Source organism: Camelimonas fluminis, assembly GCF_014656355.1.
Classification (GTDB): Bacteria; Pseudomonadota; Alphaproteobacteria; order Rhizobiales; family Beijerinckiaceae; genus Camelimonas; species Camelimonas fluminis.
Window position 1 is genome coordinate 56783 of the sequence record NZ_BNCG01000010.1, and the last position, 16381, is coordinate 73163.

Annotated in this window: 14 protein-coding genes; 8 read left to right on the top strand and 6 right to left on the bottom strand. The window is 66.2% G+C overall.

Annotated elements, in window-relative coordinates; all coding sequences use genetic code 11:
- Positions 1-138: 138 nt before the first annotated feature.
- Together IE243_RS12425 and glk are read right to left on the bottom strand one after the other, a co-directional pair.
- Positions 139-957 (bottom strand): RNA methyltransferase, encoded by an 819-nt coding sequence (locus IE243_RS12425; RefSeq protein ID WP_191319712.1) that lies wholly within the window; start codon positions 955-957, stop codon positions 139-141.
- Between the two features lie 278 nt (positions 958-1235).
- Complete coding sequence (glk, locus tag IE243_RS12430) at positions 1236-2246, bottom strand: glucokinase (protein WP_191319713.1); 1011 nt, start codon at positions 2244-2246, stop codon at positions 1236-1238.
- Positions 2247-2558: 312 nt separating this feature from the next.
- On the opposite strand from glk, the gene IE243_RS12435 reads away from it, so the two are divergent.
- Positions 2559-3773 (top strand): NADP-dependent isocitrate dehydrogenase, encoded by a 1215-nt coding sequence (locus tag IE243_RS12435; RefSeq protein WP_191319714.1) that lies wholly within the window; start codon positions 2559-2561, stop codon positions 3771-3773.
- 359 nt (positions 3774-4132) lie between these two features.
- On the top strand, positions 4133-4528 hold the full coding sequence (locus IE243_RS12440) for a response regulator (protein WP_191319715.1): 396 nt from the start codon (positions 4133-4135) through the stop codon (positions 4526-4528).
- A 171-nt stretch (positions 4529-4699) separates the two neighbouring features.
- On the opposite strand, the gene IE243_RS12445 is transcribed toward IE243_RS12440, so the two are convergent.
- On the bottom strand, positions 4700-5785 hold the full coding sequence (locus IE243_RS12445; RefSeq protein ID WP_191319716.1) for an acyltransferase family protein: 1086 nt from the start codon (positions 5783-5785) through the stop codon (positions 4700-4702).
- A 150-nt stretch (positions 5786-5935) separates the two neighbouring features.
- The gene (gene hutX / locus IE243_RS12450) at positions 5936-6445 is read right to left on the bottom strand and encodes a heme utilization cystosolic carrier protein HutX (RefSeq protein ID WP_191319717.1); all 510 of its coding nucleotides are present in this window, start codon (positions 6443-6445) and stop codon (positions 5936-5938) included.
- A 304-nt stretch (positions 6446-6749) separates the two neighbouring features.
- Here hutX and IE243_RS12455 point away from each other — a divergent pair, with 304 nt between their 5' ends.
- A complete protein-coding gene (locus IE243_RS12455) occupies positions 6750-7352 on the top strand; it encodes an SCO family protein (protein ID WP_191319718.1) in 603 nt (200 codons plus the stop codon).
- Here the strand turns inward: IE243_RS12455 and IE243_RS12460 are convergent.
- A complete protein-coding gene (locus IE243_RS12460) occupies positions 7297-9285 on the bottom strand; it encodes a glycosyltransferase (RefSeq protein WP_191319719.1) in 1989 nt (662 codons plus the stop codon). The genes IE243_RS12455 and IE243_RS12460 overlap by 56 nt on opposite strands.
- A gap of 10 nt (positions 9286-9295) precedes the next feature.
- Here IE243_RS12460 and IE243_RS12465 point away from each other — a divergent pair, with 10 nt between their 5' ends.
- From IE243_RS12465 to IE243_RS12480, 4 genes are all read left to right on the top strand, one after another.
- Entirely contained in the window at positions 9296-10258 is a 963-nt protein-coding gene (locus IE243_RS12465) for a transporter substrate-binding domain-containing protein (RefSeq protein ID WP_244643126.1), read from the top strand.
- A gap of 339 nt (positions 10259-10597) precedes the next feature.
- On the top strand, positions 10598-12349 hold the full coding sequence (locus IE243_RS12470) for a lysine--tRNA ligase (RefSeq protein ID WP_191319720.1): 1752 nt from the start codon (positions 10598-10600) through the stop codon (positions 12347-12349).
- Positions 12350-12725: 376 nt separating this feature from the next.
- The gene (locus tag IE243_RS12475; protein ID WP_244643127.1) at positions 12726-13163 is read left to right on the top strand and encodes an FKBP-type peptidyl-prolyl cis-trans isomerase; all 438 of its coding nucleotides are present in this window, start codon (positions 12726-12728) and stop codon (positions 13161-13163) included.
- A 414-nt stretch (positions 13164-13577) separates the two neighbouring features.
- Entirely contained in the window at positions 13578-14381 is an 804-nt protein-coding gene (locus tag IE243_RS12480) for an enoyl-CoA hydratase/isomerase family protein (protein WP_191319721.1), read from the top strand.
- Between the two features lie 124 nt (positions 14382-14505).
- Here the strand turns inward: IE243_RS12480 and IE243_RS12485 are convergent, their stop codons facing one another.
- The gene (locus IE243_RS12485) at positions 14506-15183 is read right to left on the bottom strand and encodes a S24 family peptidase (RefSeq protein ID WP_191319722.1); all 678 of its coding nucleotides are present in this window, start codon (positions 15181-15183) and stop codon (positions 14506-14508) included.
- Between the two features lie 650 nt (positions 15184-15833).
- On the opposite strand from IE243_RS12485, the gene apaG reads away from it, so the two are divergent.
- Positions 15834-16241, top strand: coding sequence for a Co2+/Mg2+ efflux facilitator ApaG/CorD (apaG, locus tag IE243_RS12490; RefSeq protein WP_191319723.1), 408 nt, complete (start codon positions 15834-15836; stop codon positions 16239-16241).
- Positions 16242-16381: the final 140 nt, after the last annotated feature.

The window sequence follows — 16381 nt, forward strand, 5'->3', positions numbered from 1 at the left end:
TTTCACAAGCGGACAAAATACGATCGGCCGGAACTGGAGCCATGCTCCAATTCCATGATTTATAACATTTTATGCGCGGACTGAAGGCCGCGCCGCGTCATGACGCGTTTCCGGCCCCGCCGCGTGACCACCGGCCGCTCAGACCGGCGGCATTCCGTTATCGTCGCTGGCGGCGCGGCGCAACGCCTTTGGCGGCCGCACGCCGCGCCGGCCAGTGACCAGCGCCGCGATGGCGCCGCGCAGGGTGCGCACGTCCTGCTCGGTCATCGTCAGGCGGTGGAAGATATTGAGCATGTTGCGCGTCATGACCGGGCGTTTTTCAGCCGGCGCGAAGAAGCCGACATGATCAAGCTCCTGTTTCAGGAACTCGAAAAACGACAGCACGGATTCCCGCCGCGCCGGCGGCGATTTCGGCACGACCGGCGCCGGGGCCGCCATATGCGCCGTGCGGAACCATTCATAGCCCACCAGCAACACCGACTGGGCGAGGTTGAGCGACGCGAATCCGGGATTGACCGGGAATGTGATGATGGTGTCGGCGACGCCGACCTCGTCGTTTTCCAGGCCACTGCGTTCCGGACCGAAGACGATGGCGACCGTCTCCTGCGCGGTCATGGCCGCCGAGGCGCGCGCGGCGGCCACGTCGGCGCCGATCACGTCCTTGGCCTGCCCCCGCTCGCGGGCCGTGCAGGCATAGACGTGATTACAGTCAGCGACAGCCGACTCCAGATCGGGAAACAGCTGCGCGTTCTCCAGCACATGCACGGCGCCAGAGGCGGCCGCGAAGGCGTCCTCCTGCGGCCAGCCGTCGCGCGGAGCCACCAGCCGCATGCGGCCAAGGCCAAAATTGGCCATGGCGCGCGCGGCCATGCCGATGTTCTGGCCGAGTTGCGGCCGCACCAGAATAATGACGGGGCCGCCTTCGATCAGTGGGCGGGTGTGATCTGTTCCAGCCATTGGCTTCCAACTTTGCCCGAATGAACCCGTGGACGGCGGCGACCGCCCCGTTCCGGCGCCGCACCCGCCCGAACCCGGGCGTCGCGCCATCTTCACGTCTACCATTCGGCCTGAAACATTCAGACGAATGTCGGCCGCCCGCTTTCAGGCAAGGCCGCGGTTGCGCCGTCCAGAACGTCCCGGCCATGTGCAACAGACTGGCGCCGCCGCGCAACCCGTGTTCAACGCGCTGCGCCCATGCGGATCAGGCTCATGTCCGGCAAAACCCTGGCAAAGCCTCAGTGACTCTCCCCCACAATGCGGGTCGCCACCGCCTCGAGGCCCAGGAAGGTTGGATTGGGGTGAGAGACGAGCCAGGTCGGAACCGGCTCCAGCCAGACGCGAAACCGCCCCTTGGCGACGAAGCGCTCACGGAATTCGGACGCCTGCAGCAGATCGATAATGCGCGGCGCGATGCCGCCGGCAATATAAACGCCGCCGGAAGCGCCGAAGGACAGCGCATAGTTCCCCGCCGCCTCTCCAAGCATGGCGCAGAAAATCTCGACAGTCTCGATGGCGACGGGGTCGCTCCGGTCCAGCGCCGCCGCCGTGATCGCCGCTGCATCCTCCTGACGCGCCGGCATGCCCTCCAGCGCCGCGACCGCCCGGTAGGTGTTCTCAAGCCCCTGGCCCGACACCATCCGCTCCACGGAAACATGGCCCAGATCGGACCGCAGCCAGTCAATGATCGCGTCGATGCGGGCGCTCCACGACGGCGCGTTGACGTGCCCCCCCTCCGAGGCGAGCACCAGGCCGGCGCCTTCCGGATCGTGGCAGGCGACGCCGAGCCCGGTTCCTGGCCCCACGGCCACGAGGCGCCCGTTGCTGCCAGGCGTTGGCCCGCCCGACGGCCGCGAAGCAGCGAAACCTGTCGTCGGATGCCGGCCGACGATGCGGGTCAGGTGCTCGGGGCGCAGCAGCGGCAGCCCCCAGGCCAGCGCCTCAAAATCATTGAGCAGGCGCACGTGCGGGATGCCGAAGCGACGGGAGATGTCCGCCTCGCTGAAACGCCAGTGGCTGTTGGTGAGGCTGCCGGCGCCGCGCGACACCGGGCCGGCGATGGCGATGGCGGCGGCGATCGGGTGATCGGCGACCGCCCGCCGCATCTCGAGGAAATGCTCCATCGCGTCGTCAAAACTTGCGTAGTCAGCGACCGCGAAGCGCGCCACCTCCCCCGCGCCGCCGCCGCCGGCCAACGCAAACCGGGCGTTGGTGCCGCCGATATCGGCCAGGACCACTGTTGATGCCATCCGGCGTCCTTCCGTTGCCATGTTCAACGCGCTGGAGTGATGTTGGTTCAACAGGCGCCACATTTGCAACCGCGCCGACTGCCCCCATCTGGCGACAACCGCGCGCATCCGTCGCGCCAGATTGCCGGGGGACCATGCGGGCGCCCGTATTTCCGCCGCGCCAGACGCCGGGTTTTTCCGATTTGCGTGCTTTTGAAGCGATCAGACATTGCAGCCAGACAGGAAATCGCCCAGAAAGCCCAGCGGGAGGCGCGCTGGCCACGGCCGGACGCGCAGAATGTGACGACCGAACAATCCGCGAGGACAGAGTCGATGGCAAAGATCAAGGTAGCCAACCCCGTCGTCGAGCTTGATGGCGACGAGATGACCCGGATCATCTGGCAGCAGATCAAGGACAAGCTGATCCACCCCTACCTCGACATCGATCTGCTGTATTTCGACCTCGGGGTTGAGCACCGCGACGCCACCAACGACCAGGTGACCATTGACGCCGCCGAGGCGATCAAGAAGCACGGCGTCGGCGTGAAGTGCGCCACCATCACCCCCGATGAGGCGCGCGTCGAGGAATTCGGCCTGAAGGAAATGTGGAAATCGCCGAACGGCACCATCCGCAACATCCTCGGCGGCGTGATCTTCCGCGAGCCGATCATCTGCAAGAACGTGCCGCGCCTGGTGCCGGGCTGGACCCAGCCGATCGTCGTCGGCCGCCATGCTTTCGGCGACCAGTATCGCGCCACTGACTTCAAATTCCCCGGCAAGGGCACGCTGACCATCAAGTTCGTCGGCGAAGACGGCCAGGTGATCGAGAAGGAAGTGTTCAAGGCCCCGGGTTCGGGCGTGGCGATGGCCATGTACAACCTGGACGATTCGATCCGCGACTTCGCCCGCGCCTCGTTCAACTACGGCCTGGCCCGTAAGTATCCCGTGTACCTGTCGACCAAGAACACCATCCTCAAGGCCTATGACGGCCGCTTCAAGGACCTGTTCCAGGAAGTGTTCGACGCCGAGTTCAAGGAGCGCTTCGACGCCCTCGGCATCACCTATGAACATCGCCTGATCGACGACATGGTCGCCTCGGCCCTCAAGTGGTCCGGCGGTTACGTCTGGGCCTGCAAGAACTACGACGGCGACGTGCAGTCCGACATCGTGGCCCAGGGCTTCGGCTCGCTCGGCCTGATGACCTCGGTGCTGATGACCCCCGATGGCAAGACCGTCGAGTCGGAAGCCGCCCACGGCACCGTGACCCGCCACTACCGCGAGCACCAGAAGGGCAAGGAGACCTCGACCAACTCCATCGCCTCGATCTTCGCCTGGACGCGCGGCCTCGCCCATCGCGCCAAGCTGGACAACAACGCCGAGCTGGCGAAGTTCGCCGCGACCCTCGAGAAGGTCTGCGTCGACACTGTCGAGGCCGGCTACATGACCAAGGACCTCGCCCTGCTGGTCGGCGCCGACCAGAAGTGGCTGTCGACCACCGGCTTCCTCGACAAGATTGACGAGAACCTGAAGAAGGCGATGGCCGCCTGAGGCCTGTCGCTTTCGCAAGACCTGCTTCTGGGGCCTGCTTCCTGGAGGCTTGGGTCGGGGCTGAAGCTCCTGAAAACGCGGCGATCATTCGCCGCGTTTTTTGTTATCCGCTCCACGCACGGAGGCGTTTGCCCCGGCGGGAGCGACGACGCCTTTCCGCCGCCGGCGCTTTCCGTTAAAACCGGACGGATCAACGTGACGTGAAAACGCCAGCCTGATCAAATGTCACCCGGTCAGGCTGCGTCTGCTCAGGGAAGGCGCGCCGTGCATACGGACGAGATATTGCGACAGCATCCGGTCATCGCCGGCCGGCCGGCCCACGCCAGCCCGGCAATGCCCCCGTCGCCGGGCCGCCGCGCATGAACGCCCCCACGCCATCGCCCGTCGTGCTTCTGCTCGAAGACGAGATGTTCGTGCGGATGACAACCCTGGACATGCTGGAGGAAGCGGGCTGCACGGTGCTGGAGGCCCCGACGGGGGCGGAGGCGCTGTCGTTGCTGGAAGGCGCGCACATCGACCTGCTGGTTTCGGACGTGGGCCTGCCGGACACCACCGGCCAGGCGTTCTACGCCGCCTGCCTCGCGCGTTTTCCCGGACTTCCGGTGATTTTCATTACCGGCTACGGCGCCCAGGATCTGGAGGCCGAGCTCGCCGGAAATCCGCTGGTCGCCGTGCTCGGCAAACCCTTCCCTTTCCGCGATCTGGCCAACGCCGTCGCAGGCGCGCTGCAGCGGGCGCGGGCCGCGCGCGTTTAACCTGTATTCCCATGACGCGCCGGCTTTCAGGCGCCCCGCTTGCAAGGCGCGGACGCATCCGCGATCGGCAGGGCTCAAACCCGTCTGACGCGCGTCCTTGCAGGAAACGCCATGCGTCGCCAGAGCTTTACAAAACTCGTCCGCCAGACCCGGGCTGACCGGTTTCTGGCGTCAGGCGGCGCCCGCAGCCTCCGGACCGCGCGGCGCGGGAGCCTCCACCGTCAGACGCTGGCCACGGGCAAGGCGGGCGCCGTAGCGGCGCGCCGGCTCCTCGATCAGCAGCCAGCAGACATGCGACACGGCCAGCACCAGCGCCGTGGCCAGCACGGACCAGAACACGGGGCCAACGGCGCCCAGCAGCCACGCGCTCTTCGGCGCCATGGCGAACACGCCAATCACCGGCAAATGCACCAGATAGAGCGAGTAGGACACCTTGCCGAGCCAGTGCAGCGGCGCCGCTTCGAACAGGGCGGCGACCGGGCCACGGCCGGTGAACAGCAGCGCGATGAGACCGGCGCCAAACATTGGCGTCAGTTCCGGCCGGCCGGCGGCCAGCGCGGCGACAATGGCGGCGATGGCGACGGGCTCCAGCAGGTTCTGGGCCCATTGCGGCAGGCGGGCGTCCCGCAGGCTGAAGGCGATGGCCATGCCGAAGGTAAAGCCGGCGAAACCCCGCGCCACCGCGCCGCCGCCCGCCACCACCGCGCCGACGCGGCTCAACACCAGGAACTCGATGACGCCGAGGGCCACGACCAGCAGCGCGATGGCCACGCGCGGCAACGCCCGCATCAGCGGCAGGACTAGCGGAAACGCCAGATAGCAGGCCATCTCGACGCCGACCGACCAGCTCGCGACGTTCCAGGTCAGCGGCTGGTCTCGGAACGGCTGCAACAGCAGCAAGGCCCCGGGCAACCGCGTCCAGTCATATCCAGGCGGCCTCGGATAGCCGGTGAGAAGCAGCAGGATCGCCACGCAGATCAGGCCCGCCATGACGAACAGATGCAGCGGATAGATGCGGAAGACCCGCCGGATCATGAAGCCGGGAATGCCGGACGGGCTCAGGTCGCGGTAGGTCGCCGCCATCACCAGACCGCTGAGAATGAAGAAGATGTCGACAGCGACCCCGCCCGGAAACAAAAACCGGTCAGGGGTGGAAACGCCGTGGTCGACGAAACGCAGGACGAGATGGTGGGCCACGACCCACAGCGCCGCGACGCCACGCAATGACGTCAGCGGCAGATTTTCCTGCTTCACCATAGTTCTGAGCCCCGCAACCCGGAATAGTTCTAATTAGAATTATCCTGATGCGGTGACAATTGGCGAATCATGGCCTTCAGGCCACAGCGGCCCAAAAAAGGCGACCTGATGCGCATCAGATCGCCCGAAATTCACACAGTTCCAGCCAGTTCAGGCCAGGTTGGCGCGCAATGCCTCAAAACGGGCGACCTGCTGCGGGTTCAATTCACGCTGGGCGTCGCGACCAACAAACACCTTGAACATGGCCTCGCCATCAGTGTTGATGAACACCAGCGAGCAGGAGCGACGGCCGAAGAACGGCCGGTCAACGAACCAGATGGAATCGCAGCGGTCGGCGCGGATGTGGCCGCCCAGGGGGCTGTCGCCGTGGATGTTGAAATAGCCGCGGCCATGGGAGCCCGGGGGCACCGGCGCCTTGGTCTCGAACACGCCGTCGCGGGTGTGAACAATGAAGGTGACGTCGCCCCAGGCGGCGAGGTCGGCCCACAGCTCCTCGAAGCGGCTGGCGGGAACCGGCGTTGCCTGACCGTCCGGCAGGGCCGCGAAGACAGTTTTCATCGTCGCGTGATGACGCTCAGCCAGCGCTTCCAGCACGCCGTCGGGTTTTTCGGCGATCTCCGCCCGGAGCGCCGCAATCGTGTCAGCATTCACATCCGTCATTCCCGCGTCCTTCCTCATCAGGCGGCCGCCCCGTCTGCCTGGGCCCACCTCTCCGGCCCATGTGGCACAGGCGACGCCAGCGCGCGAACTGTTTGTTCTGGAACGGTTCCAGCGTACGGCGACGTCATGTCCCGTCCATGGCGGATGACCTGGCGCCCCGGGGCGGTTAAAGCATGGTCGCGTGATGCGGACGCCCGGGCCGGATCTGTTCATACTGAAACCTTCAGGTGAGCCGGCATGAGCGGCCATCCAGCTCCATCCAACGCGTGGACGCGTCCGGAGCACAGGAAACAGGAGCAAAGCGATGTCTTCCGCCCCCTCCAGCGGCCCCTCCCGCCGGCTCGCCCTGACCCTTGGCGTGTTTGTGCTTGGCCTCGCCGTGCTGGCCGGCGGTCTGTTCGCCTGGCGCCAGATCCAGGGCGGAGCCGCGTCCCCGGGCGTTGGAGCGCCCTTCTCCCTGACCGACCAGAACGGCAATACGGTCACCGACGCGACCCTGCGCGGCGCGCCTTATCTGCTGTTCTTCGGCTTCACCCATTGCCCCGACATCTGCCCCTCGACCCTCTATGAGGTCTCGCAGATGCTGGAGGCGCTGGGCAAGGACACGAAGGCGCGGGCGGTGTTCATCACCGTCGATCCGGCCCGCGACAACCAGGGCGTCATGAAGGATTATCTGGGCAGCTTTGATCCGCGCATCATCGGCCTGACCGGTTCGCAGGAGCAGATTGACGCCGTCGCGCGCGCGTTCCGCGTCTACGCCCGCAAGGTGGAGCAAAAGGGCGGCGAATACACCATGGACCACACGGCGATGGTCTATCTGATGGATCGCAAGGGCCAGTTTGTCGGCGGCTTCAATCTGAAGCGTCCGCCCGCCGAAGCGGCGAAGGAGTTCCGCCAATATATGTGAGCCGCCCCGAGCGGGACGAGCGCGCCACCCCGTGGCGGGTCTTGTTCCATCGCGCCGGGCTGCGGATCTGCTCGGCCAGGGCGCGCCATGCGGCCAGCGAGACCAGCGCGTAATAGAATGGCAGCAGCGGCGCGAGCACCAGCACGGGCGCCAGTTTTCGTCGCCGCGCGCCCACGACCAGCGGTGCGACGCCGGAGACCAGCCCCGCCAGCGCCACCGCAGTTGCCGAAGCCGCCCCGAGCCGCGCCTGCCAGCCGTCCAGCGACAGCAACGCGCCGGAAACCAGCTGGGCGGCCACGCCCAGAACGAACAACGGAAACCCGAGGGCGCTGAGCACCACCCCGGCGCATTGGGCGGCGGCGGCCCAGGCCCCCAGGCAGCCAAGCTCGCGCACGACCTGCCCCGGCGCGCGACTGTGGGTGATAGCCACCTGCATCCAGCCCTTCAGCCAACGGGTGCGTTGCGCCAGCCAGGCGCGCAACTGCACCGGCGCTTCTTCCAGGGTGACCGAATCCAGGTCAGCGACGCCCCAGCCGGCCCGCGCCAGACGCAGACCGAGATCGGCGTCCTCGGTGACGTTCCAGGCGTCCCAACCCTGGACCTGCCGGAGCGCAACGGTGCGGAAATGGTTGGAAGTGCCGCCGAGCGGAACCGGCAGACCAAGCCGGGCCAGCCCCGGATTGATCACGTCGAACAGCGCCGCGTATTCCAGCGCGAAGCAGGCGGGCAGCCAGCCGTCGGCGCTGTTGTCGATGGCGAGGCGCGCCTGCAGGCAGGCGATATCCGGCGACGCCGCGCGGAAGACCGTCACAGCCTTGCGCAACTGGTCGGGATCTGGCGCATCCTCGGCGTCGTAAATGGTGGTGAATTCGCCCCGCGCTGTGGCCAACGCCACGTTGAGGGCTCGCGGTTTGGTGCGGGGCTCGCCGGGCGGGGCCACAATGATGCTGATCCAGGACGGCGGCTGCAGCGCGATGAAGGCGACCCGCGTGGCGTGGTCTTCCGCCTCCACGACGATTTTCACATCAAGACGGGCGCGCGGGTAATCCAGCCGCTCCAGCGATTGCACGATGTGGCCGGCCATGTTGGCTTCGCCATAAACCGGGACAATAACCGTGAATACCGGAAGGTCAGCGTCGGCCAGCGACGGGACCATGCGCGCGCCTGGCGCATTGGCCGATCCGGCGAAGGTCGCCGCCAGCCGGACGATGGCGTGGCTGAGGAACACGGCGGCGAACAACGCCGCGGCGACGGCTGGCGCCAACGCCCCCAGCAGCGCGGCGACCGGCAAGGCGACGGCCAGGGCCAGCGCCTGGCCGCGGCTCACCCCCTCGCGACAGGAGAGGTCTGGCCGCGCATCAGCCAACGCGTGGCCAGCATCATGGGCAATGGCGGGCGCGTGGCGACGCATCACCGCCCGTTCCAGCGCCTCCGGCGTGACGATAACGGCGTTGGTCGCTTCCATGCGGCCGCTCAACAGGCTGGCCAGCATCGCCCCCCGGGGCGCCAGCACAAACAGACGGCGGCCATCGCCATCAAGCGCCGGAGCGACGCCAGCGGCGATGCTCTCTGGATAGCTGACGTCGCCGCCCAGCCTCAGGCCCCCGCGCCGCAGGGCGTCCGCCGCGAAGGGCGCGCCCAGCTCCAGAGCCAGCGCGCGATAATAGGCGTGAGGCTCCATCAGGCCGGCGGCGAACAGGGCCTGCTCTGGCGGGGCGCCCCAGCGTCGCGCCAGTTCCGCCGCCTGACCCAGAGCGGCGTGGGTCAGGCCGTGACTGCCGAGAAAGGCAAGCTGCGGCGGCAAAGCCGCGCTCACCGGGAAAAACGCCGGCGCGGCGCCGCCATCGTCTTGCACCGTCGCGGGGACGCCATCATCATTCGCGGGAAGCACCCGCGTCAGACGTCGCCGCTGGAGAACCGTGGCTGCGCGCATGGAGCACCGGATGAGGAGCGTTGCGTTGTTGCGGACGATGTTCAATCATAACGTGCATATTGTCATCGTCGCAACCATCGCCCTTGCCATCGCCTCATTGCTGGCGACGGCGGCGATCGCCGGGCCGACAGCAGGTGAACCAGCAGCGTCTGGGCCAGCGACGGCGGCGCCGGCAGCCAACGCGCCCGCTGCGGCCAGTTCACGGCCCGCCGTGCGCATTCCCATGTTTGGCAATCCCAACTCCCGGCTGGAACGTCCCGACATGAGCGGCGCCGGGACCATCCGCATTCTGACCGATGACAGCTTCCCGCCGCTGAATTTCGTCGGCGACGACAACCGTCCCACCGGGTTCACTGTCGATCTTGCCCGGGCCGCCTGCGATCGCCTCGGCGTCGCCTGCACCATTCAGACGCGCCGCTTCGACACGTTGCTGGACGCTCTGGCCGCGGGCAAGGGCGATGTGGTCATCGCCGCCATTCCAGCCACGCCCGGGTTGCTGGAGCGCTTCACCGTCACCCGGCCCTACATGCGGTTTCCGGGGCGGTTCATGATAAAGAACGGCGCTGCTTCGCCAGGGCCGGGGGAGAAGGATTTTGCAGGCAAAACCATCGGCGTGGTCGCCGGCTCGGCCCATGAAGCCTGGCTGAAAGCCAATTTTCCGGCTTCGCCGCTGAAGGCCTATCCCGACCTGCCGGCGGCTGGCGCGGCGCTGCGGGCCGGCGAGGTCCCCTATGTATTCGGCGACGGGTTGGGCATGGCGCTGTGGCAGGACGGCAGCCTGTCCGGCAATTGCTGTGGCTTCACCGGCGGCCCTTACCTTTCGGACGCGTTTTTTGGCGAGGGCGTCGGCTTCATCGTCCGCCGCAACGACGCCGCGTTGCAACGCGCCTTTGACTACGCCCTGCAACAGATGTGGAGCGACGGACGCTACGACGAGCTGTACCTGCGTTACTTTCCCGTCAGCTTTTTCTGAACGGTTTTTCGCACGTCCGGGAGCGGGAAGGCCATCTGCAGGCGGTCGCCAGCCTTGACGCGGCGCTTCGCCGGTCACATTGAAGGCATTGCCGGCGCCGTCCTTGCGAGAACGTTTTCCGACCAGACAAAATCAGCTGGTCGATCAGAATTCGGTCAAACCAGGAAAACCTGGAGCGGTTTCCGATCAGCCTGGACCGGAAGCCGGCGCCGGCAGCGTTTTTCAGCAAAGCGCGCCAGTTCAACAGCACAGGGACAGATCACATCCGTCATGACCGGATCTGGCCCTGACATGACGCCGGCCATGCCGGCAAAACATTTTGAAAAGAGTCGCAGTTCCATGACCACGTCCGCTTTCGACCCGCAACTCGTGGAGGCCGCCCAGACGTCCTCCGCCTGGCCGTTCGAAGAAGCGCGCAAGCTCGTTGCGCGCCGCGAAGCCGCGGTGAAAGCTGGCAAAGACAAGGGTTACGTGCTGTTCGAGACCGGCTATGGCCCCTCTGGCCTGCCGCACATCGGCACGTTCGGCGAAGTGGCCCGCACCACCATGGTGCGCAACGCCTTTCGCCTGCTGACCAATGATTCCGTGCCGACGCGTCTCGTCGCCTTCTCCGACGACATGGACGGCCTGCGCAAGGTTCCGGACAATGTGCCGAACGGCGACCTGCTGGCGCAGCATCTCAACAAGCCGCTGACCCAGGTCCCCGATCCATTCGGCACGCATGAGAGCTTTGGACAGCACAACAACGCCCGGCTGCGCGCCTTCCTCGACAGCTTCGGCTTCGAATACGAATTCCTGTCGGCGACGGAGTGCTACAAGTCCGGCCGCTTCAACGACACGCTGCGTCTGGTGCTGGCGCGCTATGACGCGGTGATGAAGGTGATGCTGCCGTCGCTGCGCGCCGAACGCGCCAGCACCTATTCGCCATTCCTGCCGATCCATCCGGTCACCGGCCATGTGATGCAGGTTCCCATCGATGAGGTGCGGGCCGACAGCGCCACCCTGGTCTGGCGCGATCCGGAGAGCGGCGAACGCTTCGAGACGTCGGCCCTCGACGGCCACGCCAAGCTGCAGTGGAAGCCGGACTGGGCAATGCGCTGGACGGCCCTGGGCGTCGATTACGAAATGGCCGGCAAGGACCTGATCGACTCGGTGAAGCTGTCGGGCCAGATCGCCCGCGCCCTCGGCGCCCAACCGCCGGAAGGCTTCAATTACGAACTGTTCCTCGACGAAAAGGGACAGAAGATCTCCAAGTCGAAGGGCAATGGCCTGACCATCGAGGACTGGCTGACCTATGGCGCGCCGGAAAGTCTGGCGCTGTTCATGTTCGCCCGTCCGCGCGAGGCCAAGCGGCTGCATTTCGACGTCATCCCGCGCAATGTCGACGAATACCTGTCGTTTCTTGACGCCTATGCGCGGCAGGACGCGAAGCAGCGCCTCGGCAACCCGGTGCACCACATCCACGGCGGCAATCCGCCAGCGCCGGAAGCCGTCACCCAGGCTGGCGCGGAAACCGGCGAGAATGCGCCGCGTCCGACGCAGATTTCCTTCGGCCTGCTGCTCAATCTCGCCGCGGTCGCCAACGCCGAGACCAAGGAAGGCCTGTGGCAGTTCCTGAAGCGCTATGCGCCCAGCGCCGCGCCACAAACCCACCCGCGCCTCGACAGCCTGCTGGGCTACGCGGTGCGGAATTTCCAGGACTTCGTCAAGCCGGCGAAAACCTATCGCCCGCCGTCTGACAGTGAGCGCAAGGCGCTGGAAGATCTGGCGGAGCGTCTCGCCGCCCTGCCAGCCAACGCCGACGCGGGCCAGATCCAGGACGTGGTTTATGAGGTCGGCCGCACCGTGCCCGACTATCAGGATTTCAAAGCCAAGGGGGCGACGCCGGAGCGCCCCGGCGTCTCGGGCGCCTGGTTCAACGCCCTTTACCAGATCCTGCTCGGCGAGGAGCGCGGCCCCCGTTTCGGTTCGTTCGCCGCGATCCTGGGCGTCCCGGGGACCCTGGAGCTGATCCGCAAGGGCCTCGACGGTCAGCTCATTGCCGATCATGAGGCTTTCCTGGCGGCCCGCGCCGCTGGCAAGGCCGGCTGACGACAGACTGGAGCGCTCTGCGGCGAAGCCGGCGTCCGCTTCGCATCAGGAAAGCGCCTTCATTCAAAATGTCAGGACATTGCCGGCGAACCGGGTTTCACCGGAAATGCCCTGACGCCAGAGCCCCGCCTTGCGACTGCCTGTGGACATGCGATGGCGGCGGCCTGTTCTGTCGCCATTCCTGGCCTCAGACCATCGCAATTTCGACACGGATGCCGCTAATCTCTGCGACGACCGTCGCTTCGATGAAGCGCACGCCAGGGCAAGCTCCGTTCATCCTGAACGGGAACCGGCCCTATCTGTCTGGTTTGACGTGCTTTCTTGATGCGAAGCGGCGCCCGCTTCGCTGGAAAACACTATAAAGGAAGCCCACGGCATGTTCCGTTCGATGATTTCCCGCACCCTGATCCCTCTCGCAGGAGCAGCAGTTCTCGCCATGACCGCAAGCGTATCCGCCGCCGAAACCACCACCCTTCCCTCCGGCCTGAAGTACAAGGACGAAGTCGTTGGAACCGGCCCCGTGGCCAAGGCCGGCCAGCAGGTCAAGGTGCACTACACCGGCTGGCTGGATAACAACGGCAAGCCCGGCAAGAAGTTCGACTCCTCGCGCGACCGCAACCAGCCGTTCGAGTTCGGCCTCGGCGGCGGCCAGGTCATTCGCGGCTGGGACGAGGGCGTCGCCGGCATGAAGGTGGGCGGCAAGCGCATCCTGACCATCCCGGCCGAGCTTGGTTACGGCGCCCGTGGCGCTGGCGGCGTCATTCCGCCGAACGCAACGCTGATTTTCGACGTGGAGCTGCTTGGCGTTCGCTGAGCGACCTTTCAGAATCCGGCGTGCCTGACGCCAGGTCGCGAAGATGCTGACGCATCCGCGACCTGCAAGGCCCAAACGTCGCCCGGGCTTCACCAGGGGCGATCCGCAAGGATCGCCCCTGGTGTTTTCTGGCTATCCCCGCGCCGCGCCGGCTCCAGAAAGGCGCCCTTCACTTTTGTCGTAATTGCATGGCTGCGCCTGTCACCGAAACAGGCGCTGCATGATGTGAAGGTGGGTGCAAATGTTGAATTCGTTCAACTGGAGCAATTCCCGATCTACATGGATCGGGAATTGCGCCAGTTTCCCTTGTTTTGTGCGAATTCTGATCGACCAGACGATTCCGTCTGGTCGGAAAGCGCTCTAGTCTCCGTCCCTGAAGACCGCCAGAAACGGCGGCGACACGGGAGGAATTTCATGTCCACGCCATTCGAAATCGGTCCGGTCAGCGTCACTTTTGAAGACCGCGTCGCCACGGTGACCCTGCGCCGGGGCGATCGCATCAACGCCCTGTCCGTGAAAGCTATCGAGGCGTTGCGTGAGGCGGCGTTGCGGTTACGCGACGATTTTCACACCAGCGCGGTGATCCTTACCGGCGATCCGGTGTTTTCTTCAGGGGCAGATCTGTCCGACCCCGACCACCAAGCCCGCCGGACGGCGCCGCTGCTGGAAAAGCGCGAGTTGCTGCGCCTCGCCCCCACCACATGCGCGGCGTGGGAGAACCTCGATCAGGTCACCATCGTCGCCATTGAGGGCTTTTGCCTTGGCGGCGCGCTGGCGCTGGCGGTTTCATGCGACTTCCGTATTGCCGGTCGCGGCGCCCACATGCGCCTTCCCGAAATCCCCCTCGGCTGGAACCTCAACTGGAACGCCGCGCCCCGCATCCTGAACCTCCTCGGACCATCCCGGGCCAAGCAACTGATCCTGTTCGGCGAGCGGGTCCATGCGCCCCAGGCGCTTGAATGGGGCCTGATCGACGACATGACGGAAGATGGCCAGGCCCTCGACGCCGCGATGCGCTGGGCGCGCAAAGCCGCCGCCCTGCCGCCGATTGGCATGCGCATGGCGAAACGCACCATCACAGAACAGGCAACCGCCCTGAACCGCCTGACCGCCCATATGGACAATGACCAGTATATCCTGGCCTCAATGACCGAAGACAACGAGGAGGCGATCAACGCCTTCCTCGAAAAGCGCCCGCCTGTCTTCAGGGGGTGTTGAGCATCGCCGGACGCCAGCGGCTCGCCGGTCTCGCGGCGGCGCACAGCGGGTCCTGGCCCCTGAGTCCTGGCCCCTGAGCCTTGGCCCCTGACCCGCCAAGGCTTCCGGACCGGCGCAGAGCCAGTTACTGGCTGGCCCAGACGATGCGGGCGATCCAGTCGAGGTCTTTCAGCGCGATCTCCCGCTCGGCGTGTTCGGGGTTGAGCGAACGCAGCCGCACCAGCCGGGCCGTGCGGGCGGCCAGTTCCTTGGCCATGACCTCGCCGTCGCGGGTGCGGGCGACGACGCGGTCGCCCTTGTGCACGGTCGCCGCCGGATCGACGACGATGACGTCGCCATCGCGATACACCGGCAGCATGGAATCGCCGGCGACCTTGAGGCCATACAGGGATCCGTCGCCGGCGCGCGGGAAGATCACCTCATCGAAGCCGGAGCCAACAGGATAGCCGGAATCGTCGTAATAACCGCCCTGGCCGGCCTGGGCCATGCCGATCAACGGGATGCCGCGCGGCCGCGCCGGCGGCGGACCCGAGCCTGTCTGTGGCGTTTGCCCGGCGTCCGCGACGGACGGCTCCCCTCCCACCAGCGTCAGGAACTCGTGAATCGAGGCGCCAGTGGCGTCGAGCACCTTGGCGACCGATTCCGTCGATGGCCAGCGCAGGCGGCCGTCCGTGGCGATGCGCTTGGAGCGGTTGAATGTGGTGGGGTCAAGCCCGGCGCGCCGGGCGAGGCCTGACGCCGACAGGCCATGGCGCTTCGCCAGCCCGTCAATCGCCTGCCAGATCTGCTGATGTGACAGCATGGCTGCCTCCTGAACACCTCCGGCGCGCGTGCTTCGCGCCAGGGCGCGATCCTGATCCAGGGCGCGACGCTGCTGGCGCGCCATGTCCTCTGAACGTCAACGCCTGCCAGGCGCTGGCAAAAGCCGCCTTTCCCACGAGCCGCCGGCCTCGCGGCGCTCCGTCAACAGGCTCCTCGCTGCAACAAACTCTTCCCGGTCACGGGCATTTCCTTGCAACAGGCTTTCCCTGCCTCTCCGGCTGACGGACCCATCAGCGTCCATACCCGGCGCGGCCGTGAGCGCGACCGTCCTATGCCAAAGAATTTATTCCCTTTTTCGCCTTACGACAAGATAACCAGGCGGCGTCTCTCAGGTTCTCCTTTCGACGCCATTGACGGCGGGCTGAAGGACGCCGATTCTCCGAAAAGGCATTCTTGGAAAAGCCATTCTTGGGAAAGGCCATGAACCTGGTTAAAGTCTGGATGGAGCAGACAGGCTGGATGAGAAAGCCGGCGCCGTGACCATGCGGCTGGCCACAACCAGCCGGCGGAATGATATGGTCTCACGAGACGCGTTGGCTCATGAGACAGGTTAGCCACGTAAGGCGACATCGCCCGGCAGGGCGGCGCCGCCACCCCTCGTGTGATGTGCGTTTGCGAGCGGAGCGCGCCATGTACCAGGCACTGACCCACGACATTGAAGTCACCGTGACGCCCAGCTTCCTGGAGGACCAGTCCTCACCGGGACATGGCGATTATTTCTGGGCGTACACGGTGCAGATCGCCAATCTCGGGCCGCGCCCGGTGCAGTTGCGGGCCCGCACCTGGCGCATCGTTGATGGCGACGGCGCGGTGGAGGCTGTCACCGGCCCCGGCGTTGTCGGCGAGCAGCCTCATATCGCGCCCGGCGACGCCTACACCTACACCAGCGGCTGCCCCCTGCGCACGCCGCATGGCGTAATGAGCGGCAGCTACGCCATGATTGACGCTGCTGGCGAACGGTTCGAGGTGACCATTCCCACCTTCGTGCTGGACAGTCCCTACGCCATTCGCGCCGGCGTGGCGCGCATCATCCACTGACAGCTTTTCTGGCCGGCGGCTGGCGTGAGGGCCTTGCGGCAAGAACGCCCGCTCGCGGTTCGGCAACCCTGGCCAGATCGGCCGTTCCGGATAGACTTTGCCGGCAAGACCGCCAGCCAGACTTGCCGGCGCATCGAACA